The organism is Kitasatospora sp. NPDC032757 (assembly GCF_055579305.1).
On the sequence record NZ_JBVINN010000002.1, the window covers coordinates 297,075 to 323,082 of the forward strand.

25 protein-coding genes and 1 riboswitch are annotated in these 26,008 nt (G+C 72.4%); of the genes, 13 read left to right on the forward strand and 12 right to left on the reverse strand.

Translation table 11 applies throughout. The features are described 5' to 3' along the window. Nucleotides 1-16 precede the first annotated feature (16 nt). The gene (locus tag ACZ5WK_RS04440) at nucleotides 17-1,159 is read left to right on the forward strand and encodes an alpha/beta hydrolase (RefSeq protein ID WP_465544818.1); all 1,143 of its coding nucleotides are present in this window, start codon (nucleotides 17-19) and stop codon (nucleotides 1,157-1,159) included. A 90-nt stretch (nucleotides 1,160-1,249) separates the two neighbouring features. Here the strand turns inward: ACZ5WK_RS04440 and ACZ5WK_RS04445 are convergent, their stop codons facing one another. Continuing rightward, nucleotides 1,250-1,579 (reverse strand): MoaF-related domain-containing protein, encoded by a 330-nt coding sequence (locus ACZ5WK_RS04445; protein ID WP_465544820.1) that lies wholly within the window; start codon nucleotides 1,577-1,579, stop codon nucleotides 1,250-1,252. Between the two features lie 258 nt (nucleotides 1,580-1,837). Between ACZ5WK_RS04445 and ACZ5WK_RS04450 the strand changes: the two genes are divergently transcribed. Continuing rightward, a complete protein-coding gene (locus tag ACZ5WK_RS04450; RefSeq protein WP_465544821.1) occupies nucleotides 1,838-3,163 on the forward strand; it encodes an esterase/lipase family protein in 1,326 nt (441 codons plus the stop codon). Nucleotides 3,164-3,343: 180 nt separating this feature from the next. Further along, a riboswitch (cyclic di-AMP (ydaO/yuaA leader) is annotated at nucleotides 3,344-3,509 on the forward strand. Between the two features lie 2 nt (nucleotides 3,510-3,511). Beyond that, nucleotides 3,512-4,504, forward strand: a complete 993-nt coding sequence (locus tag ACZ5WK_RS04455; protein WP_465544823.1) for a glycoside hydrolase family 16 protein — start codon at nucleotides 3,512-3,514, stop codon at nucleotides 4,502-4,504. Nucleotides 4,505-4,507: 3 nt separating this feature from the next. Here the strand turns inward: ACZ5WK_RS04455 and ACZ5WK_RS04460 are convergent, their stop codons facing one another. Further along, entirely contained in the window at nucleotides 4,508-5,074 is a 567-nt protein-coding gene (locus ACZ5WK_RS04460) for a hypothetical protein (RefSeq protein WP_465544825.1), read from the reverse strand. A 186-nt stretch (nucleotides 5,075-5,260) separates the two neighbouring features. Further along, nucleotides 5,261-6,058 carry an IclR family transcriptional regulator gene (locus ACZ5WK_RS04465; RefSeq protein ID WP_396319940.1) on the reverse strand — a complete coding sequence of 266 codons (798 nt, stop codon included), beginning with the start codon at nucleotides 6,056-6,058 and terminating at the stop codon, nucleotides 5,261-5,263. Nucleotides 6,059-6,258: 200 nt separating this feature from the next. On the opposite strand from ACZ5WK_RS04465, the gene aceB reads away from it, so the two are divergent. Continuing rightward, entirely contained in the window at nucleotides 6,259-7,911 is a 1,653-nt protein-coding gene (gene aceB / locus ACZ5WK_RS04470) for a malate synthase A (protein WP_465544828.1), read from the forward strand. A 143-nt stretch (nucleotides 7,912-8,054) separates the two neighbouring features. Beyond that, nucleotides 8,055-8,441 (forward strand): allophanate hydrolase-related protein, encoded by a 387-nt coding sequence (locus ACZ5WK_RS04475; RefSeq protein ID WP_465544830.1) that lies wholly within the window; start codon nucleotides 8,055-8,057, stop codon nucleotides 8,439-8,441. A gap of 48 nt (nucleotides 8,442-8,489) precedes the next feature. Here the strand turns inward: ACZ5WK_RS04475 and ACZ5WK_RS04480 are convergent, their stop codons facing one another. Together ACZ5WK_RS04480 and ACZ5WK_RS04485 are read right to left on the reverse strand one after the other, a co-directional pair. After that, nucleotides 8,490-8,759 carry a helix-turn-helix domain-containing protein gene (locus ACZ5WK_RS04480; protein ID WP_465545237.1) on the reverse strand — a complete coding sequence of 90 codons (270 nt, stop codon included), beginning with the start codon at nucleotides 8,757-8,759 and terminating at the stop codon, nucleotides 8,490-8,492. After that, nucleotides 8,702-9,505, reverse strand: coding sequence for a transcriptional regulator (locus tag ACZ5WK_RS04485; protein WP_465544832.1), 804 nt, complete (start codon nucleotides 9,503-9,505; stop codon nucleotides 8,702-8,704). The genes ACZ5WK_RS04480 and ACZ5WK_RS04485 overlap by 58 nt, the downstream gene beginning before the upstream one ends. 55 nt (nucleotides 9,506-9,560) lie before the next feature. On the opposite strand from ACZ5WK_RS04485, the gene ACZ5WK_RS04490 reads away from it, so the two are divergent. Beyond that, nucleotides 9,561-10,835, forward strand: coding sequence for an MFS transporter (locus ACZ5WK_RS04490; RefSeq protein ID WP_465544834.1), 1,275 nt, complete (start codon nucleotides 9,561-9,563; stop codon nucleotides 10,833-10,835). A 187-nt stretch (nucleotides 10,836-11,022) separates the two neighbouring features. Here ACZ5WK_RS04490 and ACZ5WK_RS04495 read toward each other — a convergent pair whose 3' ends face one another. The 7 genes from ACZ5WK_RS04495 to ACZ5WK_RS04525 all read right to left on the reverse strand — a co-directional run bounded on the left by ACZ5WK_RS04495 (nucleotide 11,023) and on the right by ACZ5WK_RS04525 (nucleotide 16,940). Beyond that, nucleotides 11,023-12,408 carry an 8-oxoguanine deaminase gene (locus ACZ5WK_RS04495; protein WP_396319945.1) on the reverse strand — a complete coding sequence of 462 codons (1,386 nt, stop codon included), beginning with the start codon at nucleotides 12,406-12,408 and terminating at the stop codon, nucleotides 11,023-11,025. 56 nt (nucleotides 12,409-12,464) lie between these two features. Then, a complete protein-coding gene (locus ACZ5WK_RS04500) occupies nucleotides 12,465-13,928 on the reverse strand; it encodes a nucleobase:cation symporter-2 family protein (protein ID WP_465544836.1) in 1,464 nt (487 codons plus the stop codon). A gap of 298 nt (nucleotides 13,929-14,226) precedes the next feature. Beyond that, complete coding sequence (gene pucL, locus ACZ5WK_RS04505) at nucleotides 14,227-15,147, reverse strand: factor-independent urate hydroxylase (protein ID WP_465544838.1); 921 nt, start codon at nucleotides 15,145-15,147, stop codon at nucleotides 14,227-14,229. A gap of 27 nt (nucleotides 15,148-15,174) precedes the next feature. Continuing rightward, complete coding sequence (uraH, locus tag ACZ5WK_RS04510) at nucleotides 15,175-15,510, reverse strand: hydroxyisourate hydrolase (protein WP_465544840.1); 336 nt, start codon at nucleotides 15,508-15,510, stop codon at nucleotides 15,175-15,177. A 72-nt stretch (nucleotides 15,511-15,582) separates the two neighbouring features. Then, the gene (gene uraD / locus ACZ5WK_RS04515; protein ID WP_465544842.1) at nucleotides 15,583-16,086 is read right to left on the reverse strand and encodes a 2-oxo-4-hydroxy-4-carboxy-5-ureidoimidazoline decarboxylase; all 504 of its coding nucleotides are present in this window, start codon (nucleotides 16,084-16,086) and stop codon (nucleotides 15,583-15,585) included. Between the two features lie 222 nt (nucleotides 16,087-16,308). Then, nucleotides 16,309-16,689: a helix-turn-helix domain-containing protein gene (locus ACZ5WK_RS04520; RefSeq protein WP_465544844.1), complete on the reverse strand. Its 381-nt coding sequence runs from the start codon at nucleotides 16,687-16,689 to the stop codon at nucleotides 16,309-16,311. Continuing rightward, nucleotides 16,686-16,940, reverse strand: coding sequence for a thiamine-binding protein (locus ACZ5WK_RS04525; protein WP_465544846.1), 255 nt, complete (start codon nucleotides 16,938-16,940; stop codon nucleotides 16,686-16,688). The genes ACZ5WK_RS04520 and ACZ5WK_RS04525 overlap by 4 nt, the downstream gene beginning before the upstream one ends. A gap of 204 nt (nucleotides 16,941-17,144) precedes the next feature. On the opposite strand from ACZ5WK_RS04525, the gene ACZ5WK_RS04530 reads away from it, so the two are divergent. From ACZ5WK_RS04530 to ACZ5WK_RS04560, 7 genes are all read left to right on the forward strand, one after another. Continuing rightward, nucleotides 17,145-17,990, forward strand: a complete 846-nt coding sequence (locus ACZ5WK_RS04530; RefSeq protein WP_465544848.1) for a TIM barrel protein — start codon at nucleotides 17,145-17,147, stop codon at nucleotides 17,988-17,990. A gap of 61 nt (nucleotides 17,991-18,051) precedes the next feature. Beyond that, nucleotides 18,052-18,939 carry a 2-hydroxy-3-oxopropionate reductase gene (locus tag ACZ5WK_RS04535; RefSeq protein WP_465544850.1) on the forward strand — a complete coding sequence of 296 codons (888 nt, stop codon included), beginning with the start codon at nucleotides 18,052-18,054 and terminating at the stop codon, nucleotides 18,937-18,939. Nucleotides 18,940-19,426: 487 nt separating this feature from the next. Next, the gene (locus tag ACZ5WK_RS04540) at nucleotides 19,427-20,569 is read left to right on the forward strand and encodes a glycerate kinase (protein WP_465544852.1); all 1,143 of its coding nucleotides are present in this window, start codon (nucleotides 19,427-19,429) and stop codon (nucleotides 20,567-20,569) included. Nucleotides 20,570-20,699: 130 nt separating this feature from the next. Further along, nucleotides 20,700-22,076 (forward strand): allantoinase AllB, encoded by a 1,377-nt coding sequence (gene allB, locus ACZ5WK_RS04545; protein ID WP_465544854.1) that lies wholly within the window; start codon nucleotides 20,700-20,702, stop codon nucleotides 22,074-22,076. Beyond that, nucleotides 22,073-23,356 carry an allantoicase gene (gene alc, locus ACZ5WK_RS04550; RefSeq protein WP_465544856.1) on the forward strand — a complete coding sequence of 428 codons (1,284 nt, stop codon included), beginning with the start codon at nucleotides 22,073-22,075 and terminating at the stop codon, nucleotides 23,354-23,356. Before allB ends, alc begins: the two co-directional genes overlap by 4 nt. A gap of 105 nt (nucleotides 23,357-23,461) precedes the next feature. Further along, nucleotides 23,462-24,922, forward strand: coding sequence for a catalase (locus ACZ5WK_RS04555; protein WP_396319957.1), 1,461 nt, complete (start codon nucleotides 23,462-23,464; stop codon nucleotides 24,920-24,922). 285 nt (nucleotides 24,923-25,207) lie between these two features. Then, a complete protein-coding gene (locus ACZ5WK_RS04560) occupies nucleotides 25,208-25,987 on the forward strand; it encodes an IclR family transcriptional regulator (protein ID WP_465544859.1) in 780 nt (259 codons plus the stop codon). Nucleotides 25,988-26,008: the final 21 nt, after the last annotated feature.

Here is a 26,008-nt window from a genome sequence, read left to right on the forward strand (position 1 = left end):
TGGGAGCAAGTAGGACATGGGTCTGACGAGCCACAAGGTGCTGGCGCTGACCGTCTTGATCGCGGTCGTGATGATGGCCGGCACGGTCTGGCTGTGGCCGAGACTGGCGAAGCAGACCTGGCAGGCGGTGTTCGGCCGGATCGGCGCGCTGCTCGCCACCCAGCTCACGGTGCTCGCCGCACTCGGCCTGGTGGCCAACAACTACTTCGCCTTCTACAGCAGCTGGGACGACCTGCTCGGCACCGGCGACTCCGGCCCGGTGGTCATCCAGAACAAGGCGGACGCCTCCGGCCGGCTCACGGTGGAGACCATCGGCCACGCCTCCGTCCAGGGCGGCGGTGCGCTCGGTCGCGAGCCCAAGCAGTCCGGCGAGATCCGCGAGGTGCGGATCGACGGGGCCACCACCCGGCTCTCCACCGAGGGGTACGTCTACCTGCCTCCGCAGTACTTCCAACCGGAGTACGCGCAGCGGCAGTTCCCGGTGGTGATCGTCAGCACCGGCTTCCCCGGCATCGCCAAGAATCTGGTGACCCGGCTGAACTACCCGGGCGCGGCGCTCAAGCTGCTCCAGGAGGGGAAGATGCAGCCGACCGTGATGGTGCTGGTGCGTCCCTCGCCCGCGCTGCCGCTGGACACCGAGTGCGAGGACATCCCGGGCGGCGCCCAGTCGGAGACGTACTTCACCAAGGACGTCCCGTCGGCGCTCCAGGCGAGCTACCGGGTCTCCGCCGACCCGCGGGCGTGGGGCTTCATGGGCAACTCGACCGGCGGCTACTGCGCGCTCAAGCTCGCCATGCGGCACCCGGAGGTCTTCCCGACCGCCGTCTCGCTCTCCGGCTACTACCAGGCCGCCGACGACCCGACCGTCCCCGACCTCTTCAAGGGCAGTCAGCAGCGTCGCAACGAGGCCGACCTGATGTGGCGCCTCAAGAACCTGCCGCAGCCCAGGGTGTCCGTGCTGCTGGCCGGGACCAGGGAGGGCGACGGCAACTACCGGCGCGAGACCGAGGCGTTCGTGGCCGCGGTGCAGAGCCCGATGAAGGTCTCGTACAGCATGCTGCACACCGGCGGCCACAACTTCGAGACGTGGAGCAAGCTGCTGCCGTCCTCGCTGGAGTGGCTCTCGCAGCACCTCCAGGTGCCGGGCCAGCCGGTCTGACGGGCCGCCGGTCCGGCCGGTCCGGCAGGTCCACCGGCTCAGAGCACCTGCTCAGAGCATCGGATCAACCCACCTGCTCAGCGCACCTGCTCAGGCCACCGGCTCCAGCGTGCCCGTGTGCAGCTCGCCGACCCGGCCGCCCTCGCCCTCGTATGTCCAGAACGCACGCACCGTCAGCTTGCCGAGGTCCATCACGTGGCTGACGGTGATGCCGCTCTGCTCGGTCCAGCTGACGAAGTACAGCTCCGGGCCCACCTCGGCGACGTGCAGCGCCACGTCCTCCCACTGGCCGGCCGACTCGCCGAGGCCTTCCCAGCGCAGCCGCTTGCCGTCGGCCGAGTAGGCGTTGCGGAAGGCCGCGCCGTTGTCGACCTGGAAGAGGTAGGTGCGGCCGGCGAAGGCGGGCAGGGGCGCGGTCATGGCGGGACGGGTCCTCGTCTCTCGTCTGGGCGGTACGGCACTGCGGGTGGAGCTCCAACCTATCCGACGGGTGACCTCGGCGGCGGCCTTGCGGCCACTCCCGCCACGGCACAGGCCGCCACGCCGCCCGCCCGCCGGGTGTGACACCGGCACATGGGCGGCCCGGCGGCCCGGCCGTACCGTGCAGCTCCGGCCCACCGGGACGTGGGCCTGCCCCAGCCCGCCCTACGGCCCACCGGCCCGACCAGGGAGCCGCCGATGCCCGCCACCTCGCGCCTCACCACCGGACGCCCGTCCGACAGACGACCGCCCACCACCCCGCGCCCCGCCGCCCGCCGTCTGTCCGCCGCCCTCACCCTCGCCGCCCTCCTCCTCGGCGCGCCCCCACCCGCATCGGCGGCCACCGCCGCCCCCGCCACCGCGTCCCTCACCCTGGAGGCCGGCTTCCCCGCCCCCGGCAACGGCTGGGCCAAGGTCGAGCGCTATCTGGACACCACCACCGGCTTCCGCGCCGAGCAGTACCCGCCCGGCGGGCGCGGTGACCAGGACGGCGCCCGCCGCACCTACTTCGGCGGCGTCCGCCAGCCCTACTCCGGGCGTTTCCTGCTCTACTCCGCCGCCGGCTGGGACACCGGCAGCCGCGCCACCCCCGTCCTGCTCGTCCACGGCGCCAACGACAACGCGGACCGCGCCTGGGCCGACCCGAGCGAGAGCGGCACCTGCGGCGCGTCCGCCTGCCCCTCCACCGGGCTCGCCCAGTACCTCGCCGGCACCGGCCATCGCGTCTTCGCGATCGGGTTCGCCCACAAGCAGGGCGACAACCTGCTCCAGGCACAGGCCGTCGGCGACGCGATCGCCCTGATCCGCGCCCGGCTCGGGGTGCCCCAGGTGGACGTGGTCGCGTGGAGCAAGGGCGAGGTCGCGGCCCGCGCGTACGTGTCCTCGGTGCGTCCGCCCTGGGGCCGGGCGTACGCGGGTGACGTCCGCCGTCTGGTCACCCTCGGCGGGCCGAACGGCGGCCTGGACTACGTGTACGCGCACGGCTGGGCGTTCTCGCTGGCCACCTGGCCGGCCTGTGGCGGCACCGCCAACGTGCCGTCTCCGCACCTGTACATGACCTGCTATGGCACCTCCACCGCCCAGCCCTGCCTCGGGGTGCTGCCCACCGGCGGGTACGACTGCTACCCGGGCCAGCGCCAGCTGCTCGCCCGCTGGGACGCCACCTACGGGGTGGACGGCTCCGCCCAGGACTGGTGGACGACGTACTACGGCGGCCAGGGCTACTACACCTCCGGCCAGGGCATCCAGGCGGCCATCGACGCCGGCTCGCTGATCGGGCCGCTCCAGCAGGCGGGCGTCCCGGCGGCGGTCCGCACCTACCTGCTGGCCGGCGGCTCGGCCGACATCCCGGGCGTGCTCAACGAGAACCGCGGGCCCAGCGACGGCATCGTCCTCACCCGCAGCGCCCTGGACACCACCGGGGTCGGCACGGTCGGCGGCACCCGGCTGCTCACCGGGCTCAACCACCTGGAGCTGGCCTGGTCCCCGGACGCGATGAGCCAGGTGGACGGCTGGCTCGGCTGACCGGTCGGCCGGCCCGCACCGGCCGAGCCCCCGTACCGTCGTTGATCGACTTCACTGTGAGCCGCGCGAGAACACCCCTCGTCGAGTTGTCGGCCCCCGGGGGACCTGCCTAGCCTGCACAGGACGTCCGCTTCGCGGATCTCCGCCGTCGGGACGCCGAGTCCTGTCCACCCGCCGGCCGGCAACCGAGCGCCACAGCGGACGGGAGCGGGGGACCCAGGTCAGTGCCCGGCCCGTGCGCTCCCCGCGCCCGGGCCGAGGCTAGGGGTGAAGCCGCTTCACGGGCGGCCGGGCAACCTCAGCCCGAACCCGACAGCTCACCTCGCAGGCGTCGCAGAGGACACTGTCATGCAGAAGCCTGCCCGGCGCAGCGCGCCGCGCCATGCCCGCCCCACCCACCGCGGCCGCAACGCCGCCTTCGCCGTCACCGGCACGCTCGCCGTCAGCGGTGCCGGACTGCTCGGTGCCCCGGCGGTGAGCGGGGCCCAGGCGGCCGCCGCGCCGACCGTCACCCAGGACAAGCTCGGCCCGGCCACCATGGTCGCGGGCAGGTCCGCCGCCCCCTCGCCGCCGCCCGCCCCCACGGCGACCCTCTCGCTGAGCGTCACCAGCACCGCCCCCGCCCCCGCCCCCGCCCCCGGCGCGCCCGTCGCGGGCAAGAAGCTCACCTGGTCAGACGACTTCAACAGCCTCGCCCTGGGCTCCCGCTGGACCGCCGACAGGAGCAGCTCCTACCAATACGGCGATCACAATCCGAACGACAACAAGCTCGACTGGCTGAACAGGGCCAACGTCATCGTCTCCGGCGGCGTCGCCACCTTCACCGCCAGGCCGGGCACGCACACGCTGGAGAACGGCAAGCAGGCCTGGGACACCGGGCTGCTCACCACCGAGTACTCCAGCGAGGGCTTCACGGTGAAGACCGGCGACTACATCGAGACCCGGGTCAAGCTCCCGGCCGGCACCGGCGCCTGGCCGGCGCTCTGGACGTGGAACGGCACCAGCGGCACCCACGGGGAGATCGACTCCTTCGAGTACCACCCCGACAACCCGAACCTGCTGGAGCTGACCAACCACATCAACCCGGCCAATCTGTACTACACGGACGCCAAGGCGATCACGAAGGGCGGCTGGGTCACCATCGGCACCCACTGCGGGGCCGGCTCGGTCGACTGGTACGTCAACGGCACCAAGGTCTTCTCGGACGGCAAGGGCGTCGGCGCCAACTGGTCGGCGTACCCGATCCTCAACCTGTCCCTGAGCGCGGGGCAGTACCACCCCGCGCCGCAGGGCACGGCTCCGATCACCTTCGCCGCGGACTACGTCCGGGTGTACCGCTAGGACCTACGGCATGGCGGTCTGTACGACCCGGATCTCGAACGGCCGCTTGTTGTTCGCCTCGTTCCGGTCGTCGTCACTGCGCACCGCCACCCAGCCCCCGGTCAACGTGCTGGGGGCCGGGACGGTGGTGGCGATCCGGACCGGGATCAGTGCCGTCGCGGTCCGGAACCTCGCCAGCCCGGCCGGGAAGGTGCAGCGCACCCGGTGGCCGTTCTGGAACGCGTAGCAGTTCTCCGGGAGGAACGGGCCCTCGGGCGTCACGCCCCCGGGCAGGGTGATCACCACGGTGAACGGTGAGGCGGTCCGGTCCGGGCCGGTGTTGAGGACGCGGGCGCGCACCGTGGTGGTGCCGCCGGGTGCGGCGGCGTCCGGGTTGATGCGGAGCACCTTCAGGTCGGAGTCGGAGGTCGCAGGCCCGCCGGGTGCCGCGACCTCCGCCGCCGGGCCGCCGCCGGGCGCCGGACCGGCGCCCGGACACGCCCACGCGGGCCCGGCGGCCAGCGCCGCCAGCGCGCACCCCACTGTCAGTGACCTGCCGAAGAAACCCCGTACGGACCCACTGTGCGACATCGCCGCTCACCCTGCCCTCTGCGTTCCGGCGCCCCGCACCGTCGCGGGGCGCGTCCGCACCCAGCGTGACCGACCGGTCCGCCGCGGCCGGGGCAACCCGCCCTCGGGCCGCTCGAACGGGCGAACGCTTCAACGGGAAGACGGCCGGGCCGACCTCCCGTGCGCGAAAGCCCCGGTGATGCCGCGTCAGGGGGCCAGGACCTGCCCCAGCCGGGCTGCGATGTGGTGCATCACCGGCACCAGGGAGGCTGCGCCGGCCTGCTCCTCCAGTGCCCGGATCCGGGCCTCCGGGCCGGAGACCGAGAGCGCCGTCGGGGTCGGCGCGCCAGGCACCGCGAGGGCGATGCAGCGCACCCCGATCTCCTGCTCCTGGTCGTCCACCACGTAGCCGCGCTCGCGCGCCTCGGCCAGTTGGTCCAGCAGCTCCTGCGGGTCGGTCACCGTGAACTCGGTGTGGGCGGGCAGCGGGTTGGGGCCCAGGACGGCGCGTGCCTCGGCCTCGGGCAGCTGGGCCAGCAGGGCCTTGCCGACCCCGGTGCAGTGCGGCTGCACGCGGCGGCCGACCTCGGTGAACATCCGCATCGAGCGCCGCGACTGCACCTGCCCGACGTAGACCACCTCGCCACCCTCCAGCACGGCCAGGTTGGCCGTCTCGCCGGTGGCCTCCATCAGTTCGGCCAGGTAGGGGCGGGCCCAGCTGCCGAGCAGCCGGCCGGCCGTCTCGCCGAGCCGGATCAGCCGCGGGCCGAGGGTGTAGCGACGCGCGGTGTCCTGGCGCACATAGCCCTGCTGGACGAGGGTACGAACCAGTCGGTGGATGGTGGGCATCGGAAGCCCGGAGGTGGTGGAGAGCTCGCTGAGCGTCGCCACGCCGCCGGAGTCGGCCAGCGCCTCCAGCAGCTGGAAGGCGCGCTCGACGGACTGCACACCGCCGCTCGCGCGGTCCGTGCCCGTCGTCGATGCTGTGTCGGGGGTCGCAACCACCGGCGTTCCCTTCGATGTCGGGGGAGGAGTAGAGTCCCTGCGATCACCTCAACAAACCGTTGAAATTCTGTATCGCGGAAACTAGTCTCCACCTTACAGAATCGAACCCGCCGGTAGTCGGGTTCAGATCGGTTCAGATCAAGGAAGTTCCCACCGGAGCTCCCTTCGCCATGCTCAACCGTCTTAGGAGTGTCCTGCTCATGGCTACAGATCAGGGACCCGCCGGCGCCTCCCCCGCCGCTCCGGTCGTCACTGTCGCCGGTCCGCGCGTCCATCGGGCGGAGGAGGTGCTCACTCCGGAGGCGGTCGCCTTCGTCGTCGGGCTTCACCGCGCCTTCGAGGACCGCCGGCAGGAGCTCCTGGCCCGCCGCAAGACCCGCCGCGCAGAGATCGCCCGCACCGGCACCCTGGACTTCCTCCCCGAGACGGCCGCCGTGCGCGAAGGCGACTGGACGGTGGCCGAGGCCCCGCGCGCGCTCCAGGACCGCCGGGTCGAGATCACCGGCCCCACCGACCGCAAGATGGTCATCAACGCCTTGAACTCCGGCGCCCGCGTCTGGCTCGCCGACTTCGAGGACGCCACCGCCCCGACCTGGGACAACGTGGTCAGCGGCCAGCTCAACCTGATCGACGCCTTCGAGGGCCGGATCGACTTCACGTCCTCGGCCGGCAAGGCCTACACCCTCAAGCCCGCCGCCGAACTCGCCACCGTCGTGGTCCGCCCGCGCGGCTGGCACCTGGACGAGAACCACCTGCTGGTCGACGGCGTGCCGGTGGCCGGCGCCTTCTTCGACTTCGGGCTCTACTTCTTCCACAACGCGGCTCGGCTGATCGCCCGCGGCCCCGAGGACCCGAACTCCGGCCCGTACTTCTACCTGCCGAAGACCGAGAGTCACCTCGAGGCCCGGCTCTGGAACGACGTCTTCACCCACGCCCAGGCCGCCCTGGGCATCCCGCACGGCACCATCCGGGCCACCGTGCTGATCGAGACCATCACGGCCGCGTTCGAGATGGAGGAGATCCTCCACGAGCTGCGCGAGCACGCCGCCGGGCTCAACGCCGGCCGCTGGGACTACCTGTTCTCGATCGTCAAGAACTTCCGCGACGCCGGCGCGCACTACATCCTGCCCGACCGCAACACCGTCACCATGGCGTCCCCGTTCATGGCCGCCTACACCCGGCTGCTGGTGCAGACCTGCCACCGCCGAGGCGCCCACGCGATCGGCGGCATGGCCGCGTTCATCCCCAGCCGCAAGGACCCTGCGGTCAACGCCGCGGCCCTGGAGAAGGTCAAGGCCGACAAGGACCGCGAGGCCGGCAACGGCTTCGACGGTTCCTGGGTCGCCCACCCGGACCTCGTGCCCGTCGCCCGCGCCTCCTTCGACGCCGTCCTCGGCGACCGCCCGAACCAGAAGGACAACCCCGGCCCGGCCGAGCCCGTCACCGCCGCCCAGCTGCTCGACATCGCCGGCGCCGGCGGGACCTGCAGCCACGCGGGCCTGCACAACGCCGTCCAGGTCGGCGTCCGCTACATCGAGGCCTGGCTGCGCGGCCTCGGGGCCGTCGGCATCTTCAACATGATGGAGGACGCCGCCACCGCCGAGATCTCCCGCTCGCAGATCTGGCAGTGGATCAACAACGGCGTCGTGCTCTCCGACACCGGCGAGAAGGCCACCGCCGACCTCGTGCGCCGCCTGGTGGCCGAGGAGCTCGCCGGGCTCCGGGCCGAGCTGGGCGAGGACGCCTACGCCGGTGGGCGCTGGCGCGAGGCCGCCAAGCTCTTCGAACAGGTCGCCCTGGCCGAGGAGTTCGCGGACTTCCTGACCCTCCCCGCGCTTCCCCTGCTGGGCTGAGCCCCAATCTATCCAGTGCGGAGGAGGCTGCCGCCTGCCAGGCTGTAGCACTCCTCCCGCCCCATTGCTCCGTTCCGTACGGCGACGAATCCACCTGTCCTCTCGTCGCCGTACGGAACGGCCCCTTCGCCCGAGGAACCCCCATGCCCCGCATCTTCTTCAACGGCCAGGCCATGGTCGGCGGCCCGTTCCACGCGTCCGTCGCCGACGCCCTGATCGGCCCGGTCCGCACCGCGCCCGGCTACCGCTTCTTCTCCATCGGAGACGTCTGCCCCGGCCTGCACCCGGACCCCGCCGCCGGCACCGCGATCGAGGGCGAGCTGTACGACATCACCCTCGAACACCTCCGCGACGTCATCCTCCCCGGTGAGCCGCGCGAGCTGGAGCTCGGCGTCATCGAGCTGGCCGACGGCTCCGCCTGCCTCTCCATGCTGCTGGCCCGCGGCGAGGCCGACCGCGGCGTCCACCGCGAGATCACCCACCACGGCGGCTGGCGCGCCTACCTCGCCACCCTGGGCCGCACGGCCTGAGCGCGGAGCACCCTGGGCCGCACGGCCTGAACCGCCGAGCACCCCTGGTCAGGACTCCCGCCCGAGCAGGGCGTCGCCGAGACGGCTGCGGCGGTAGAGGACACTGCGGCCGTGCCGGGTGCGGTCGAGGAGGCCGGCGGCGGCGAGCGCGCCGAGATGGCGGCTGACCGCGCCCGGGGTGACGCCCAGACGGTGGGCGAGTTCGGTGGTGCTGGCGGGGGTCTCCAACAGGACGAGCAGCCTGGCCCGCGGCGAACCGATCAGCCCGGCCAGCGGCCCGCCCGGCCCGGCCCGGTCCCCACGGAGACCCGCGTCCAGGCCTCGGCCATGGTGGCCTTGCCGCGCGCGGGGTACGCGATCAGCGGCGGCCCCACCTGGCTGATGTCGGTCTGCGCACCGAGCCCGGACAGCGTCGGGATCAGCACCAGCCCCCGCCCGGCGACGTCCACCGAGGCGCCCACGGCCTGCACGGCCGGATGGGGATCGGTGAGCCGCAGCACCCCGGCACGCCAGGAGAGCCGGACGTCGAGATCGGCGAAGAGCCCCTCCGCGCCGCGCTCCGAGAGCATGCGGCCCCGGTAGGCGATGTCCGCCTCCAGCACCGACCGCGCCCTCGGCCACCAGGCCGGGGCGAGGCAGCGCGTCCAGTACGCCTCCAGCACCTCGGCCACCCGTGCGGTGAGCGCCGCCGGGTCGTCGATGAGCCCGGCCAGTACGGGCGGCAGCGGGCTCCCGTCGCCCCCGTACGCGGCGAGCACGTCGGAGCGCACGACCTCCGGCGGTGTGGCCGCCAGCCGCGCGAGTTCAGCGTGGAAGTCCGGGCGGGGGGCCGCCGGACGGGGGGTGAGGAAGTCCGGCACGAAGCCGACCGGCGCGATCAGCGACTCCAGCAGCGCGGTGTCCAGCGTCTCGTACCGGGAGCGCCAGCCGGCGATCCACGGCTGCTGCTCCGGATAGCGGGCGGCGGACCGGCGGGCACGAAGGCTCAGCACCGCCTCCTGGAGCGGCGAGTAGGCGAACCAGGTGGCGGCGAGGTCGTCAACGCCGAAGCGGAACTCGAACATTGACCGTAACGGTAAAAGAATTCCGCCCGCCCGGGAAGCCCGCTGTGCTTCTGCCATGACCTCCACCGCGGTGCGCCCCGCTGTTTCCGGCCGCCTTCTGCCGGACGATCCGCTCCTGCGCCGGCTCGTCCTGATGACCCTGGTGAACACCGTCGGCAACGGACTCTTCATCACGGTGAGCGTCCTGTTCTTCACCCGTTCCATCGGGCTGACGCCCGGCCGGGTCGCGCTCGGGCTCACCGCGGCCGGCATCTGCGGCGTGCTGGCCGGCGTGCCGATGGGGCGGCTGGCCGACCGGGTCGGCAGCAAGCGGCTGCTGATGGTGGTCGGGCCGCTGGAGGCCGCGGCGGTGCTCGGCTACGCGTTCGTGCACTCCTTCGCCGCCTTCGTGGCACTGGCCTGTGCGGCAACGGTGCTGGAGCGCGGCGCGGTGGCGGTGCGCAGCGCCCTGATCGCCCGGGCGCTGCCCGCCGAGAGCCAGGTCAGCGCCCGGGCGCTGCTGCGCTCGGTGATGAACGCGGGGCTCGTCGTGGGGTCCGGTGGAGCGGCGCTCGCCCTGCAGGCCGATGCGTACGCCGGCTACGTGGCCGTGCTGGCGCTGGACGCCGTGAGCTTCCTGGGTGCTGCGGCGCTGCTGGTCGGCCTGCCCGTCCCGGACGGGGCGGCCCGCCCGGCGGGTGCCGAGCGCGGGCCGGCGAAGCGGCGCACGGCGCTGCGGGACGGCCGGTACCTGCTGGTCACCGGGCTGCACGCGGTGCTGGAGCTGCAGCTCGCGGTGCTCAGCGTGGGCCTGCCGCTCTGGATCGTGCTCGCCACGGACGCGCCGGCGGCGGTGGTCTCGGCGGTGAACGTGGTCAACTGCCTGCTGGTGGTGGTGTTCCAGGTCCGGGCGAGCCGCGGGGTCACCGAGGTCGTCTCGGCCGGGCGGGCCTGTGCGCGGGGTGCGCTGCTGCTGGCGGGGGCCTGTCTGGTGTACGCGGCGGCGCAGTCCGGTCCGGCGGCCCTGGCGGCCGGGGTGGTCCTGGCGGGGGCGCTGGTGCACAGCCTCGGTGAGCTGCTGACCTCGGCCGGCGGTTGGACGCTCAGTCTGGACCTGGCCGATCCGGAGGCGCACGGCGAGTACCAGGGGGTGTTCATGAGCGGTCAGGCGGCCGCGCACGTGATCGGCCCGCTGGTGATCACCGTGACGGTCGTCGACCACGGCGGGGCCGGCTGGGCGGTGCTGGCGGGGCTGTTCGCGCTGGCCGGTCTGGCCATGCCGGCGGCCGCCCGCGCGGCCGCCCGTCACGCCGCCCCCGACGCCGCCCGCGGGGCGGAGCGCGCCGGGTAGGCCGGTCGGCCCGCGCCCCACGGGGGTGGGAGCGGGCCGGCCGGTGTGCGCGGGCACGCCACAGCCCCGGACCCTCGCCGTGGGTCCGGGGCTGTGGTCCGTGGGCCGTCCTGAGCGACGGCGCACGGAGTCCGGGTGACGCACCGTCCCTGGGCGGCCCGGAGTTCAGGGGTACTGCGAACGGGGGCTAGACGGGGCGGGCGGCCAGCTCCTTGGCGGCGCGGGCGCAGGCCTGGGCGATCCGGTCCTCGTTCACCGTGGTCAGCAAGCCCTTCTCGACCACGGCGTTGCCGTTGACGAAGAGGGTGGCCAGCGGCGGCAGCGCGCCGAGGGTGAGGGCGGCGATCGGGTCGGCGATCGAGGAGTGCATGATCCCGTCGATCTTCCAGAGCGCGAGGTCCGCGAGCTTGCCGACCTCGATCGAGCCGATCTCGTTCTGCCGGCCGAGCACCCGGGCGCCGCCCATGGTGCCCAGGCGCAGGGCCTGCCGGCCGGTGAGCGCGGTCGGGTAGCCGTGCAGGCGGTTGATCAGCAGGGCGTTGCGCAGCTCGGTGCCGAGCTCGCCGGACTCGTTGGAGGCGGTGCCGTCCACGCCGAGGCCGACCGGGACGCCGGCCTTGAGCATGTCCGGGACGCGGGCGATGCCGGCGGCGAGGCGGGCGTTGGAGGAGGGGCAGTGGGCGACACCGGTGCCGGTCTCGGCGAACTTGGCGATGTCGGAGTCGTTCATGTGGACGCAGTGCGCCATCCAGACGTCCTCGCCGAGCCAGCCCACCGACTCGAAGTAGTCGGTCGGGCCCATGCCGAACAGTTCCTTGCAGAACGCCTCTTCCTCGGCGGTTTCGGAGCCGTGGGTGTGCAGCCGGACGCCCTTGCGGCGGGCCAGCAGGGCGGCCTCGCGCATCAGTTCGGTGGAGACCGAGAAGGGCGAGCAGGGCGCGATGGCGATCTGCAGCATCGAGTCGAAGGAGGCGTCGTGGTAGGTGTCGACGGCCGCCTCGGAGGCGATCAGGATCTCCTCGGTGTTCTCGACCGCGTGGTCCGGCGGCAGGCCGCCGTCCTTCTTGCTGCGGTCCATGGAGCCGCGCAGCGCGGTGAAGCGCATGCCGAGCTCCTGGACGGCCTCGATCTCGGCGCCGAGGATGTCGCCGCCGTCCTTCGGGAACACGTAGTGGTGGTCGGAGGCGGTGGTGCAGCCGGACTTGAGCAGCGCGGCGGCCGAGCCCTGGGCGGCGGCGTGGACGAGCTTGTCGTCGATGCGGGCCCAGGTCGGGTAAAGCGCGACCAGCCAGTCGAAGAGGATGTTGTCCTGGGCGAGGCCGCGGGTGATCCACTGGTAGAAGTGGTGGTGGGTGTTGACCAGGCCGGGGGTGACGAGGTGGCCCTCGCCGTTGATCCGGCGTACCACGTTGTCCAGCCACTGCGGGGCGGGGCCGTCGCCGACCGACTCGATCTTGTTGCCGAGGATGACCACGTGGCCGCGGGCGTACTCGGTGTCGTTGGCGTCGACCGTCGCGATCGCGACGTTCTCGATCACGATCCGCTGGTCGGCGGGCGGAGGCTGGACTGCCATGGGGAACTCCTATGGGGGAGGCCGGGCGGGCATGGGGCGCATGCCCGCCCGGTGGGTCAGGACGGTGTCGCCGTCGGCACCGTCGTGCCGGATGTCCCGTCGGCCGGCGACCGGCGGGCGACTCCGACGTGGTGGAAGAGCAGGTTGAGCAGGACGGCCATCACGCAGCCGGCCGAGATCCCGGAGTGCATCAGGGTGCGGACGGCTTCGGGGAACGCGTCGTAGAAGGCCGGGACGGCGATCGGGATGATGCCGACGCCGAGCGAGACCGACACCAGGATGGTGTTGGAGCTGGACTCCATTCCCGCCTCCGCGAGGGTGCGGATGCCGCTTGCCGCGACCGTGCCGAAGAGCACGATCCCGGCGCCGCCGAGGACCGGCTGCGGTACGAGGGAGACGACCGACCCGAGCACCGGGAAGAGCCCGAGCAGGATCAGGATGCCTCCGCCGGCCGCGACCACGAAACGGCTGCGGATCTTCGTCAGCGCCACCAGTCCGATGTTCTGGGCGAAGGCGCTGGCGGCGAACCCGTTGAAGACCGGGCTGAGCGCGGTGGCCAGTCCGTCGGCCCGCAGGCCGGCGGCGAGCACGGTCTCGTCGGCCTCGCGGTCGACGATCTTGCCGAGCGCCAGCATGTCGGCGGTGGACTCGGTCATCGAGACCACCATGACGATGCAGAGCGAGACGATCGCGGCCGCGTCGAAGGCGGGGGCGCCGAAGTGGAACGGGGAGGGGAGCGCGAAGATCTTCGCGTCCTGGACCGCGCCGAAGTCGGCCAGGCCCAGCGGGAAGGCGAGCAGGGTGCCGATCGCCAGTCCGAGGAGCAGGGAGAGCTGCTGCCAGAAGCCGCGCAGCAGCCGGTTGCAGAGCACCACCGCGACGAGGGTGATCGCGGCGAGGCCGATGGCCCGCATGGAGCCGTATCCGGGGGCGCCCGGCGAGCCGCCGCGCGCCCAGTTCACCGCCACCGGGAGCAGGGACACCCCGATGAGGGTGATCACGGTGCCCTGGACGACCGGTGGGAAGAACCTGATCAGCTTGCAGAAGTACGGTGCCGCGAGGAAGCACAGGATCCCCGCGACTATCACCGCTCCGAAGATCACCGGGAGGGCGTCCTTCGGCCCGTGCTCCTCGGCGATGGCGATCATGGGCGCGACGCCCGCGAACGAGACGCCGTTCACGAACGGCAGCCGCGCTCCGATCTTCCAGATGCCGAGGGTCTGGAGCAGGGTGGCCAGCCCGGCGGTGAACAGGCTGGCCGATATGAGCAGGGCGAGCTCGGTGGGGGAGAGCCCCACGCCGGCGCCGACGATGAGCGGGGGAGCGACGACTCCCGCGTACATCGCGGCGACGTGCTGCAGGCCGGTGGAGACGAGCTTCACCGGTGGCAGCAACTCGTCCACGGGGTGGGCTTCCGGTCCGGACGGCTTGCCGGGGAGGCTGCTTGACGCACCGTCCGGACCAGAAGGTCTTGCAGGGGTGGAACCGCCGTCGGTGTTGCCGGTGTTGCTGGGTGCCATGTCGAGCCCCTCTTGTGCCCGTGGCTCGCGACGCGCCCGTGGCGCTGGAGACTGGCTGGTACTGCCTCGGCCGAGGGCGGGACGGCGGTGCAAGGGTCCCTCGGCCGGCCTCTCCAGCACCCGGGGCCGGCCGCCGTGAGGCGGGCACGATCTCCGGTGGGTGGGGGATGGAGAAACATGTGGTGCGGGTACAGCGGGTGGTGCCGGTACTGCGGGTGTTTCCGTCCGTCCGGCATCGGCCGGCCGCGGGGGGCCGGAGGGTGCAACCGTGCCGGGCGGGGGCATGGGGGTGGAGGGGTCAGGCGACCGGGATGACGGGTACCACGCCCTCGCGGTGCACGGTGCCCTCGATCAGGCCGTACATCCGGTCGGCGGCGTAGTACACCTCGTTGTCGTTCTTGAGGCCGAACGGCTCCAGGTCGACGAGGAAGTGGTGCTTGTTGGGGAGCTCCAGGCGGACCTCGTCCACCTCGGCGCGGTTGTTCAGGACCCGGGTCCCCATCGCGTGCAGGGTCTGCTGCAGCGAGTACGAGTAGGTCTCGGCGAAGGCCTCCAGCAGGTGCCGCCGCACGTGGGTGTAGGAGCGGTTCCAGTTGGGCTGGGCCTCGCCGTCACGGCCGCTGAAGCCGTACTTCCACCGCGCCGTCACCTGGGTGGCGAGGATGCGGTCGTACGCCTCCTGGAGGGTGGTGTACTTGTCCTTGATGTAGCCCCAGAACTCCGAGTTGGTGGAGTTCATCACGATGAGGTCCTTGAGGCCCGAGATGACCTGGACGGTCTCGCCGTCGTAGACGATCTCGGTGGTGCGGGTCTCCTGCCCGTTGCGGACGAAGGAGTGGCCGACCTCCTCGGAGCCGATGAAGCGGGCCGAGTTGTCCGGCGTCTTGATCCGGTCCCAGACGTACTCCTCGATCCGGATCCGGGCGCTGTGCACCACACCGCGCTCGGTGTCGTCCACGAAGTGCCGCGCCAGGATGATGCCGAACTGCTCCGCCGACTCGATCCCGTACTCCTTGGCGAAGGCGTACACGGTGTTCTTCGTCGTGTCGGTGGGCAGGCAGTTGGCGTTCGACCCGGTGAGATGGACGTCCTCGAACTCGCCCTGGAGGGAGACCGAGACGTTCAGGTCCTTGATCTCGTGACGGGTCGAGTCACGGTAGATCCGGACGATGCGGTTCTCCGCCTTGCCGTACTGGTTCTGACCGAGCACGTGGGCCATGACGTGGCTCCCAATCAATCAAGCGGTCTAGCTTCCGCGGTAGACCGAGTATCCGAACGGGTTGAGCAGCAGCGGCACGTGGTAGTGGTGCTGCGCGGGCGCGACCGTGAAGACGATCGAGACCTCGGGGAAGAACGGCGTCCCGTCCGACCGGCCGGCGTAGTACGCGGCGGTGTCGAAGAGCAGCCGGACGACCGAGCCCGCCTCCACGGCCGGCAGGTCCTCGGCCCGGCCGTCGGAGTCCGTGGCGGAGGTGCCGAGCACCTTCCAGCCACCCTCGGTGTGCAGTGCGAGCTCGACCGGGACACCCTCGGCCGGGCGGCCGAGGCTGGTGTCGAGCACGTGGGTGGAGATGCCAGTCATGGGTGAAGTGACCTTACTGATGGCAGATGTGACTTTGCGTCGGAAAAGACTGACGTTACGTCAGAAGTGACGTCAGGCCCCGTCGAGCAGGCGGTTGATGCGAATGTCGTTGATCTTGCGCAGCTCGCCCCGGACGATCTCCGCCTCGGTGGCGGCGTCGTTGGGGAACCGCTCGCGCAGGGCGGCGAGCATGGTGTCCGCGGTGCGCCCGGTCGCGCAGATCAGGAACACGTGGCCGAACTTGGCCTCGTAGGCCGCGTTGGCGTCGTGCAGTTCGTCGAGGAGTGCGGTGTCCACTCCCCTGATGCCGGCCTGCTCGCGCTCGGAGGTGGCGTCGCCCGGCTTGGGCTTGCCGATCCGGGCGTGGCCGGCCATCGCGTCGTGCAGGTCCGCGGCCGTGAGCGCGGCCATGGCCGACGCGTTGGCGTCGAGCAGGGCCTCGCGATCGGACCACGGGCGGGCCGCCGCGACGGCGTCGGCCCAACGGGGGCTGGAGCAGACCTCCAGCAGGATCGTCCTCAGCTCGGCGGCGTCGGCCGCCGCCAGGGCGTCAAGGGCGTGGGGGTGGTTGGTCACGAGTGGACCTCCTGAAGAGTGGTGCCACCCGCACAAGCTAGATCCACCCACCCGGGCCGTCAACACTTTGTTGAACGGTTGGTGGTTACGTTTTGAACCGGCCCCGGTTACCGGGCCGTTTCGTGTGCGATGAGACAAGTGTGCCCCGCCGGGGGCTGGTGAAGACTGGCCGGGCCGGCAGGGCTCACCCGAGTGCACCCGCCAGGGCGTGCCCGGCCGTGCTCAGCCGGGCTTCGAGCCGTCCTGGCGGTTGAGGTAGTTGTACACGGTGAAGCGGCTCACGCCCAGCGCCGTGGCGACCGTCTCCACTCCATGGCGGACGGTGAAGGCGCCTCGCTCCTCCAGCAGGGCGACCACGCGCTGCTTCTCCCAGCGGTCCAGCTCGGACAGCGGGCGGCCGTCGAACTGGCGGGTCATCTCGGCCAGCAGCCGGTCCAGCGCACTGCTCAGGTGCGGCAGTCGGACGGCCAGCGCCGGGGCGCCCTCCCACTCGAGGACGACGTCCTCGGCCTTGGCCTCGTCCAGCGGGACGGGCGTCGCGCCGACGGCGGCCAGCAGCGGCTTTATCGCCGCGGAGAGCGGGTGTTCCAGGTGATCGGTCATGGCGTACCGCCCTCCTCGCCGAGGACGCTGAGCTGGACGGAGATCCGGGTCGCACCCGCGTCCAGGGTCTCCCGGAGCAGCCTGGTCACGGCGGCCAGGACCTCCTCGGCCCCGCCTTCCGCGCCGGTGCCGAACGGGCCGACCGAGACGGCCAGGCCGGCCTCGTCGACCACCTTCCGGGCCGCCACGGCGTGCTCCGGGAACGTGTCCAGTTCGAACGGTTCTGTCGTGAACTCCACCATCAATCGCACCTGCTCACTCTAGCGAGCGGGTGCGGGCGAGGTCAGGGGCTGGTCGATCGAACAGCGGCCGGGCCTGGGGCGGAGTGGTTTCGGTCGGCTTCAACAAATTGTTGCGACAGTCTTGACACCCGCTCAGCGGTGCGGACATGCTTCCATCAAGCAGAATCCCTCTTCCGTATCGTGGAAGTTGCGGATGACGGAAGAGAGTGAGAGGTGATTGACGTGACGGCCGCCGCCCAGCACAGCTTCACGGTCAACCTGTCGATCCTGTTCAGCGAGCTGCCGCTCCTGGAGCGCCCGGCCGCTGCCGCCGCCGCCGGCTTCACCGCCGCCGAGCTGTGGTGGCCGTTCGGTGAGGAGCACGCCCCGTCGCAGGCCGAGCAGGACGCGCTCCGCAAGGCCTTCACCGACGCCGGCGTGCAGCTCACCGGCCTCAACTTCCTGGACGACCTGACCAAGGGCGCCCGCGGTACCGTCTCCGTACCGTCCGAGCAGGAGCGCTTCCGGGCCAACGTCCCGGTCACCGCCGAGCTCGCCGCCTCGCTCGGCACCAAGGCGCTCAACGCCCTCTACGGCAACCGGTTCGAGGGGGTGGACCCGGCCGAGCAGGACGCCCTCGCGCTGGAGCACCTCGTTCTCGCGGCCAGGGCCGCCCACGAGGCCGGCGCGATCCTGCTGGTCGAGGCGCTCAACAAGCCGGAGTCCCCGGACTACCCGCTGGTCTCCGCCGCCGCCGCCGTCGAGGTCGTCGACAAGGTGAACGCCGCGACCGGCCTCGGCAACGCGAAGTTCCTCTGCGACCTGTACCACCTGGCCAAGAACGGCGAGGACCTGGCGGCTGTCATCGACGCCTACGCCGACCGCTTCGGCCACGTGCAGATCGCCGACAACCCGGGCCGCAACGAGCCCGGCACCGGCGAGCTGGACTTCGAGGACCTCTTCTCCCGTCTCACCGCCGCCGGCTACACCGGCCGGATCGGCCTGGAGTACCGCCCCTCCACCGGCGTCAGCGCCGACAGCTTCGAGTGGCTCCCGCGCGAGCTGCGTCCGTCCAGGTGACGCGCGCCGCCCGGTAGGCCCTTCGGCACCCCCACCCCACCACGTACAAAGGAACGACGCGATGAGCCGCAAGATCGCCTTCATCGGCCTCGGCATCATGGGCAGCCCGATGGCCGCCAACCTCGTCAAGGCCGGTCACCACGTCACCGGCTTCAACCTCACCCAGCCGCAGATCGACGCCCTGGTCGCGGCCGGCGGCCACGGTGCGACCAGCATCGCGGACGCGGTGAAGGACGCCGAGGTCGTGATCACCATGGTCCCGGCCGACCCGCACGTCGAGCAGGCCATCCTGGGCGAGGGCGGTGTGCTGGAGAACGTGAAGCCGGGCACCCTCGTGATCGACATGTCGAGCATCACCCCGCAGACCTCGATCAAGGTCGAGGCCGCCGCCAAGGAGAAGGGCGTCCGCACCCTGGACGCCCCGGTCTCCGGTGGCGAGGCCGGTGCCATCGAGGCCGTGCTGTCGATCATGGTCGGTGGCGCCGCCGAGGACTTCGCCGAGGCGAAGCCGCTGTTCGACGTGCTGGGCACCACGGTCGTCCACGTCGGCCCGGCCGGTGCCGGCCAGACCGTCAAGGCCGCCAACCAGCTGATCGTCGCCGTCAACATCCAGGTCCTGGCCGAGGCCGTGGTCTTCCTGGAGAACGCCGGCGTCGACCTCGCCGCGGCGCTGGACGTGCTCGGCGGCGGCCTGGCCGGCTCGACCGTGCTCAACCGCAAGAAGGCGAACATGCTGGGCCGCGAGTTCGCCCCCGGCTTCCGCATCGACCTGCACCACAAGGACATGGGCATCGTCACCGACGCCGCCCGTGCCGTCGGTGCCGCCCTGCCGGTCGGCGCGGTCGTCGCCCAGCTGGTCGCCTCGGCCCGGGCAAACGGCGACGGCTCCCTGGACCACTCGGCGCTGCTGCGCGGCGTCGAGCGGCTGTCGGGCCGCGAGGTCAAGTAGCCCGTCCTCCCCCCCCGGCCTCAGGCCGGGGGACCCGAGCCCGCCGCCGCCCCTTCGGGCCGCGCGGCGCGGACACCCCGGTGGCCGGGGTGGTGAGACCCCGGCCACCACGCCGGGGCGGTGACACCCGCCCCGGCTCCGGAGACTCCTCCTGGTGGCGTGTACCTAACCGGTCGTGCCCGCGCCACCAGGAGGCCAGGCCCGATCGGCAGGTGGGCTGGGGCTCATCCGCCTCCTGCCGATCGTCCAGACCGGTGACGCACACTCCCTGTCGGGGGCACTTCGGTCGTGCCTGTTGTGCGTCGCCCGGCCCCCTCCCTCGCCGAGGGGAGCCTCTCGTACGTCGGAAGCGGGACGAGGGGAACGGCGGGGAGGGGGCCGCACCCACCCACCCGGGGCACAGCGGTCCACGGGGGTCCCTCGGCGGACCCCGGGGCACATGCTTGACGAACCATCGCCAGACCCGTCCGGAAGTGAGGCCCACGCCATGCCCGCCACCCCCACCCAGGGCCATGTGGTCGTAGCTCCCGACAAGTTCAAGGGCACCCTGGAGGGTGCCGAGGTCGCCGCCCGGATCGCCGCCGGCATCCGACGGGCCGCGCCCGGCACCGACATCCGTGAACTGCCCGTCGCCGACGGCGGTGAGGGCACCCTGGCCGCCGCGCTGGCGGCCGGATTCACCCGGATCCCGGCCAAGGTGGCCGGCCCCACCGGCCTGCCGGTGGACGCCGCGCTCGCCGTCAGGGGCGACACCGCCGTGGTCGAGCTGGCGCAGTCCTCCGGGCTGGCCCGGCTCCCCGGCGGCCGGACCGCCCCGCTCGCGGCCGGCTCCTACGGGGTCGGCCAGCTGATCGGCAGGGCGGTCTCGCTGGGCGCCAGGCGGATCGTGCTCGGTCTCGGCGGCAGCGCCTGCACCGACGGCGGCGCGGGCATGGTCCAGGCGCTCGGCGTCTCGCTGCTGGACGCCGACGGCACCGAGCTGCCGCCGGGCGGGGCCGCGCTGCGCAGGCTGGCCCGGCTCGACGTCGGCCCGCTGGCGGACTCGCTGACCGGGGTCGAGGTCGTGGTGGCCTGCGATGTGGACAACCCGCTGCTGGGCCCACGCGGCGCGACCGCCGTGTACGGCCCGCAGAAGGGCGCCGACGGCGACGACCTGGTGATCCTCGAGGAAGGTCTGGCCCGCTTCGCCGACGTGGTCGGCGAGGCCGTCGGACGGGACTTCCGTGACGCCCCCGGCGCCGGGGCCGCGGGCGGGGTGGGCTTCGCCGCCCTCGCCCTGCTCGGCGCCACCATGCGACCCGGCATCGAGCTCATGCTCGAACTGCTGGGTTTCGACGAGGCCGTGCGTGGGGCACGCCTCGTCGTGACCGGTGAGGGCTGCCTGGACGCACAGACGCTCCATGGCAAGGCACCCGCCGGAGTTGCCGCGGCGGCCGCCCGGGCGGGGGTTCGGGTGGCCGCTGTGGCAGGGCGGCTGGAACTGTCGGAGAGCGAGTGGCGGGCGGCCGGGTTCGCCGCCGCCTATGCCCTCACCGACCTGGCCGAACAGCCCGGGGACAGCATGACCAAGGCTGCGGAACTGGCCGAGGTCGCGGGGGAGCGGCTCGCGGCCGCCCTCCTGGGCGGATGAACCACCCGCCCGCCTCTCGTGCGTTCCTCCATTGACGTTTTGTTGAAGGCGGCCCTAGGCTCCCGGCAATCCTTCGACGAAGCCCCCTTCCTTCTTCAGACCACCCCCCTCAGGTTTTCGGAGGTCCCCCATGCCCTTCAGCGACACCGTGGTGATCCGCTCCCGCCGGGTGGTCCTGCCGGACGGCGAGCGTCCCGCGGACGTGCTGATCCGGGACGGGCGGATCGAGCAGATCGCCGCGCACGGGTCCCTCCTGGCCGGCGACCAGCATCTGACCGACCTCGGCGACACCGCCCTGCTCCCCGGCCTGGTCGACACCCACGTGCACGTCAACGAGCCCGGCCGGACCGAGTGGGAGGGCTTCGCCACCGCCACCCGGGCCGCCGCGGCCGGCGGCGTCACCACCGTCATCGACATGCCGCTCAACTCCATCCCGCCCACCACCACGGTGGAGGGCCTGGCGGCCAAGCGGAAGATCGCCGACGGCCAGGCCTGGATCGACCTCGGCTTCTGGGGCGGCGCCGTCCCCGGCAACGTCCCCGACCTCGAACCGCTGCACCGCGCCGGTGTGTTCGGCTTCAAGAGCTTCCTCGCGCCGTCCGGCGTCGACGAGTTCCCGCACGTCGAGCAGGTCGACCTGGAGGCCGCGCTGGCCGAGCAGGCCCGGATCGGCGCGCTGGCGATCATCCACGCCGAGGACCCGGCGGTCCTCGCCGCCGCCCCGCAGCAGCCCGGCGTCCACTACCGGGACTTCCTCGCCTCGCGCCCCGACGACGCGGAGACCACCGCCGTCGCCCGGCTGCTGGACACGGCCCGCCGCACCGGCGCCCGCGTCCACATCCTGCACGTCTCCTCCGCCGCCGTGCTGCCGCTGCTGCGCCAGGCCCGCGAGGACGGCGTGCAGGTGACCGCCGAGACCTGTCCGCACTACCTCACCCTCGCGGCCGAGGAGATCCCGGACGGCGACACCGCCTTCAAGTGCTGCCCGCCGATCCGGGACGAGTCCAACCGCGACGCGCTCTGGGCGGCCCTGGCCGACGGCGAGTTCATCGCGATCGTCTCCGACCATTCGCCGTCCACCCCGGACCTCAAGCTGCTGCCCGAGTTCGGCGGCAGCGGGGACTTCGCCGCGGCCTGGGGCGGCATCGCCTCCCTGCAGCTCGGCCTGCCGGCGATCTGGACCGAGGCCCGCCGCCGCGGCCACACGCTCGTCGACGTCGTCCGCTGGATGGCCGGCGGGCCGGCGAGCCTGGTCGGGCTCACCGGCACCAAGGGCGCCATCGCCGTCGGCCACGACGCCGACCTGGTCGCCTTCGACCCGGACGCCGACTTCGCGGTGCACGCCGCCGAACTCCACCACCGCAACCCCGTCACCCCGTACGCGGGCCGGACGCTGACCGGCGCCGTGCGCACCACCTGGCTCCGCGGCCGGGTCGTCGACGTCACGGCCGAGCCGTTCGGCCGCCAGATCACCCGCCCGGTCATCCGCCACGAGGAGTCTCAGTGAGCACTGCCAACACCCCGAGCGCTCCGTTCACCGAGCTGGTCAACCTGGCCTCCCGGCTGCTCGGTGCCGGCGTCGTCGCCACCAACGAGGACACCTTCGCCGACGCGGAGAACCTGCTGGTCGCCAAGCCCGCCGAGTTCCGCGCGCACACCTTCGGCCACAAGGGCCAGATCATGGACGGCTGGGAGTCCAAGCGCCGCCGCGGCGTCAGCGCCGACCAGCCGCACCCCACCGACGACGACCACGACTGGACGATCGTGCGGCTCGGCGTCGGCGGCGTCATCCGCGGGCTGGTCGTCGACACCGCCCACTTCACCGGCAACTACCCGGAGAGCGCCTCGGTCGAGGCCGCGGCCGTCCCCGGGCACCCGTCGCCGGAGGAGCTGGCCGGCGCCGAGTGGGTCGAGCTCCTGCCGCGCACCCCGCTCCAGGGCGACACCGCGCACGAGTTCGCCGTCGACAACGCCACCCGCTTCACCCACGTACGCCTCAACATCTTCCCGGACGGCGGTGTCGCCCGGCTCCGCGTGCACGGCGAAGTCCTGCCCGACCCGCGCGAACTGGACGGCCTCACCTTCGACCTGGCCGCCCAGGAGTACGGCGGCGTGGCCGAGGCGGCGTCCGACCGCTACTTCTCCTCCCCGCACAACCTGAACGCTCCCGGTCGCGCCTCCGTCATGGGCGAGGGCTGGGAGACCCGGCGTCGGCGCGACAAGGCCAACGACTGGGTACAGATCGCCCTGGCCGGGGGCGGCGAGGTCCTGGCAGCCGAGGTGGACACCACCCACTTCGTCGCCAACGCCCCCGGCTGGGCCGACCTGGCCGGCTACGACGCCTCGGCCGGCGGAAACCCGTCCGAGGCCGCGGCACCTTCGAACGACGCTGACGGCTGGTTCGAGATCCTGCCCCGCACCCGCCTCCAGCCCGACACCCGGCACCGCTTCCGGCTCGACGTGGGCCGCCCGGTGACGCACGTCCGGATCAACGTCCACCCGGACGGCGGCCTCGCCCGGCTGCGCCTCACCGGCCGGCTCACCGAGGCCGGCCGCGCCGCCCTCGCGCTGCGCTGGTTCAACGCCGTCCCGGCCGCCGAGGCCTCCGCGGCGCTCACCGACGCCGGCCTGAGCGCCGACGAGGCCGCCGAACTGGCCGCCGCCCGCCCGCTGGCGGACCGGAGCGCGGCCGCCGCCGCCGTCGCCGCGCTCCGGCCGGCCGACGGCCCGGACGGCGAGCACTCCTCCCGCCGTCGCTCCGCCGTCTGGCGCCTGCTCGGCATCTGAGCAGTCCGGGGCCGAAGCGGCGCCCCCGATCCGAGCATTCGCCATCTGAGGTCCAGTCATTTCACTCTCCACGCAACGCCTTTATCGACACCTGAAGGACCCTCCATGTCCAAGATCCTGACCACGGAGTCCGGCGCGCCCATCGCCGACAACCAGAACTCGGCGTCGGCCGGCGAGTACGGCCCGCTGCTCATCCAGGACCAGCAGCTCCTGGAGAAGCTCGCCCGGTTCAACCGCGAGCGCATCCCGGAGCGCGTCGTGCACGCCCGCGGCTCCGGCGCGTACGGCTACTTCGAGGTGACCGACGAGGTCTCGCAGTACACCAAGGCCGCGTTCCTCTCCGAGGTGGGCAAGCGCACCGAGCTGTTCCTGCGCTTCTCCACGGTGGCCGGCAACCTGGGCTCCAGCGACGCCGTCCGCGACCCGCGCGGCTTCGCACTGAAGTTCTACACCGAGGAGGGCAACTACGACCTCGTCGGCAACAACACCCCGGTCTTCTTCATCAAGGACCCGCTGAAGTTCCCCGACTTCATCCACTCGCAGAAGCGCGACCCGTACACCGGCGTCCAGGAAGCCGACAACGTCTGGGACTTCTGGGCCCACTCGCCGGCCTCCACCCACCAGATCACCTGGCTCTTCGGCGACCGCGGCATCCCGGCCTCGTACCGCCACATGAACGGCTACGGCTCGCACACCTACCAGTGGGTCAACGAGCAGGGCGACGCCTTCTGGGTGAAGTACCACTTCAAGACCAACCAGGGCATCCGCTCGCTGGACGGCGACCAGTCCGCCGAGGTGCTCGGCGCCGACGCCGACTCGCACCAGCGCGACCTGCACCAGGCCATCGAGCGCGGCGTCTTCCCGTCCTGGACCCTCTACGTCCAGCTGATGCCGGTCGCCGAGGCCGCGGAGTACCGCTTCAACCCGTTCGACCTCACCAAGGTGTGGCCGCACGCCGACTACCCGCTGGTCAAGGTCGGCCGCCTGGTGCTGAACCGCAACCCCGAGAACGTCTTCGCCGACGTCGAGCAGTCCGCGTTCTCGCCGAACAACTTCGTGCCCGGCATCGGCCCGTCCCCGGACAAGATGCTCCAGGGCCGCCTGTTCGCCTACGCCGACGCCCAGCGCTACCGCCTCGGCGTCAACCACACCCTGCTCGCCGTCAACGCCCCCCGGGCCACCGAGGCGAACAACTACGGCCGTGACGGCTTCTCCGCCGTCAACAAGTCCGGCCGCGGCAAGAACTACGAGCCCAACTCGTACGACGGCCCCGCCCAGACCGACAACGCGCTCGCCGCGCCGGTCGGACTGGACGGCTACACCGGCACCTACACCACGCCGGCGCACACCAAGGACGACGACTTCTTCCAGGCCGGTGAGCTCTACCGGCTGATGTCGGCCGGCGAGAAGACCCGCCTGATCGACAACATCGCGGGCTTCCTGGCGCAGGTCTCGCGCGACGACATCGTCGAGAAGAACCTCGCCCACTTCCACGCGGCCGACGAGGAGTACGGCGCCCGCCTGGAGGCCGCCGTCGCCAAGCTCCGCGCCGGCGAAGAGGGCTGACGTTCAGCCGGACCACCCTCACCGGCCGCCGGGGCCCGCACCCCGGCGGTCGCGACCGGGCCTCTCCCCCCAAGGGCAGTGGGGGAGGGGCCCGTCCGTCGTGCGCCGGCCCGGTGCGTACGGCGCGTGCCGCAGGCGTACGCCGGTCCGCCGGAAGCACGCCGCCGCCCGGTCGTCCAGCACCTTCACCGAATATTCGCGGACGGCAACTGCCGGGGCCTCGGGGTGGCTAGGCTGGAGGACGCCCGCAGGTCGCTCCGCGGGCGGACATCGGAAGGGGACGACATGTCGACACCAGCCCCGGGTCGTCACGCCGCACTGGACCAGGGCATGCCCGGTCCGTTCACCTCCTTGCAGTACGCGCTCAGACTGCTGGAGGCCGTCGACCGGCACCCCGGCGGTGCCACCCTGGTCTCCCTCGCCAGGGAGACGTCCCTGGGCCTGCCGACGGTTCGCCGGCTCGCCGAGATCCTGGAGATCGAGGGCTATCTCCAGTGCCAGGACGGCGGTTGGGTGCTCGGCGGCACCTTCGCCCTGCTCGGGCAGGGTAACCGGCAGCAGCTGGTACGCGCCCGGCTCGACCGCAAGCTCGCGGACCTGCGCGACGAGTTGGGTGCGGCCGTGTACTTCAGCCGCTACCACGACGGCGAGTTGTCGGTGGAGGCGGTCTCCGCCGCCGACCACGCGCCGGCGGTGCAGGAGTGGGTGGACTTCCGGGCCACCGCGCACGCGAGCGCGATCGGCAAGTGCCTGCTGAGCCAGCTCGACCACGACGCCCGCCGGGACCACCTGTCCCGGCACCCGGTGGTCCGGCTGACCTCGCGGACCGTCACCGACGTCGACCAGCTGATGCACCGGCTGGAGCGCCAGCCGGCCACCGTGCCGGTGCTGGACATCCAGGAGTACGCGCTCGGCACGGTCTGCGCGGCCGTCCCGGTGACGGCGGGCAGCACGGTGGGCTGCCTGGCCACCTCGATGCCGGTGGACAACGTGCACCGGCTGAAGGCGGCCGCCGAGCTGTTGGCGGCCCGGGCGGCGCCGCTGATGCTGGCCATGGCCGTCTGACCGCCCGCCCGAGGGTCGCCC

Coding starts and splice junctions, on each gene's coding strand:
- ACZ5WK_RS04440 (WP_465544818.1), top strand. CDS start 17: ATGGGTCTGACGAGCCACAAGGTGCTGGCGCTGACCGTCTTGATCGCG.
- ACZ5WK_RS04445 (WP_465544820.1), bottom strand. CDS start 1,579: ATGACCGCGCCCCTGCCCGCCTTCGCCGGCCGCACCTACCTCTTCCAG.
- ACZ5WK_RS04450 (WP_465544821.1), top strand. CDS start 1,838: ATGCCCGCCACCTCGCGCCTCACCACCGGACGCCCGTCCGACAGACGA.
- ACZ5WK_RS04455 (WP_465544823.1), top strand. CDS start 3,512: ATGCAGAAGCCTGCCCGGCGCAGCGCGCCGCGCCATGCCCGCCCCACC.
- ACZ5WK_RS04460 (WP_465544825.1), bottom strand. CDS start 5,074: ATGTCGCACAGTGGGTCCGTACGGGGTTTCTTCGGCAGGTCACTGACA.
- aceB (WP_465544828.1), top strand. CDS start 6,259: ATGGCTACAGATCAGGGACCCGCCGGCGCCTCCCCCGCCGCTCCGGTC.
- ACZ5WK_RS04475 (WP_465544830.1), top strand. CDS start 8,055: ATGCCCCGCATCTTCTTCAACGGCCAGGCCATGGTCGGCGGCCCGTTC.
- ACZ5WK_RS04485 (WP_465544832.1), bottom strand. CDS start 9,505: ATGTTCGAGTTCCGCTTCGGCGTTGACGACCTCGCCGCCACCTGGTTC.
- ACZ5WK_RS04490 (WP_465544834.1), top strand. CDS start 9,561: ATGACCTCCACCGCGGTGCGCCCCGCTGTTTCCGGCCGCCTTCTGCCG.
- ACZ5WK_RS04495 (WP_396319945.1), bottom strand. CDS start 12,408: ATGGCAGTCCAGCCTCCGCCCGCCGACCAGCGGATCGTGATCGAGAAC.
- ACZ5WK_RS04500 (WP_465544836.1), bottom strand. CDS start 13,928: ATGGCACCCAGCAACACCGGCAACACCGACGGCGGTTCCACCCCTGCA.
- pucL (WP_465544838.1), bottom strand. CDS start 15,147: ATGGCCCACGTGCTCGGTCAGAACCAGTACGGCAAGGCGGAGAACCGC.
- uraH (WP_465544840.1), bottom strand. CDS start 15,510: ATGACTGGCATCTCCACCCACGTGCTCGACACCAGCCTCGGCCGCCCG.
- ACZ5WK_RS04520 (WP_465544844.1), bottom strand. CDS start 16,689: ATGACCGATCACCTGGAACACCCGCTCTCCGCGGCGATAAAGCCGCTG.
- ACZ5WK_RS04535 (WP_465544850.1), top strand. CDS start 18,052: ATGAGCCGCAAGATCGCCTTCATCGGCCTCGGCATCATGGGCAGCCCG.
- ACZ5WK_RS04540 (WP_465544852.1), top strand. CDS start 19,427: ATGCCCGCCACCCCCACCCAGGGCCATGTGGTCGTAGCTCCCGACAAG.
- allB (WP_465544854.1), top strand. CDS start 20,700: ATGCCCTTCAGCGACACCGTGGTGATCCGCTCCCGCCGGGTGGTCCTG.
- ACZ5WK_RS04555 (WP_396319957.1), top strand. CDS start 23,462: ATGTCCAAGATCCTGACCACGGAGTCCGGCGCGCCCATCGCCGACAAC.
- ACZ5WK_RS04560 (WP_465544859.1), top strand. CDS start 25,208: ATGTCGACACCAGCCCCGGGTCGTCACGCCGCACTGGACCAGGGCATG.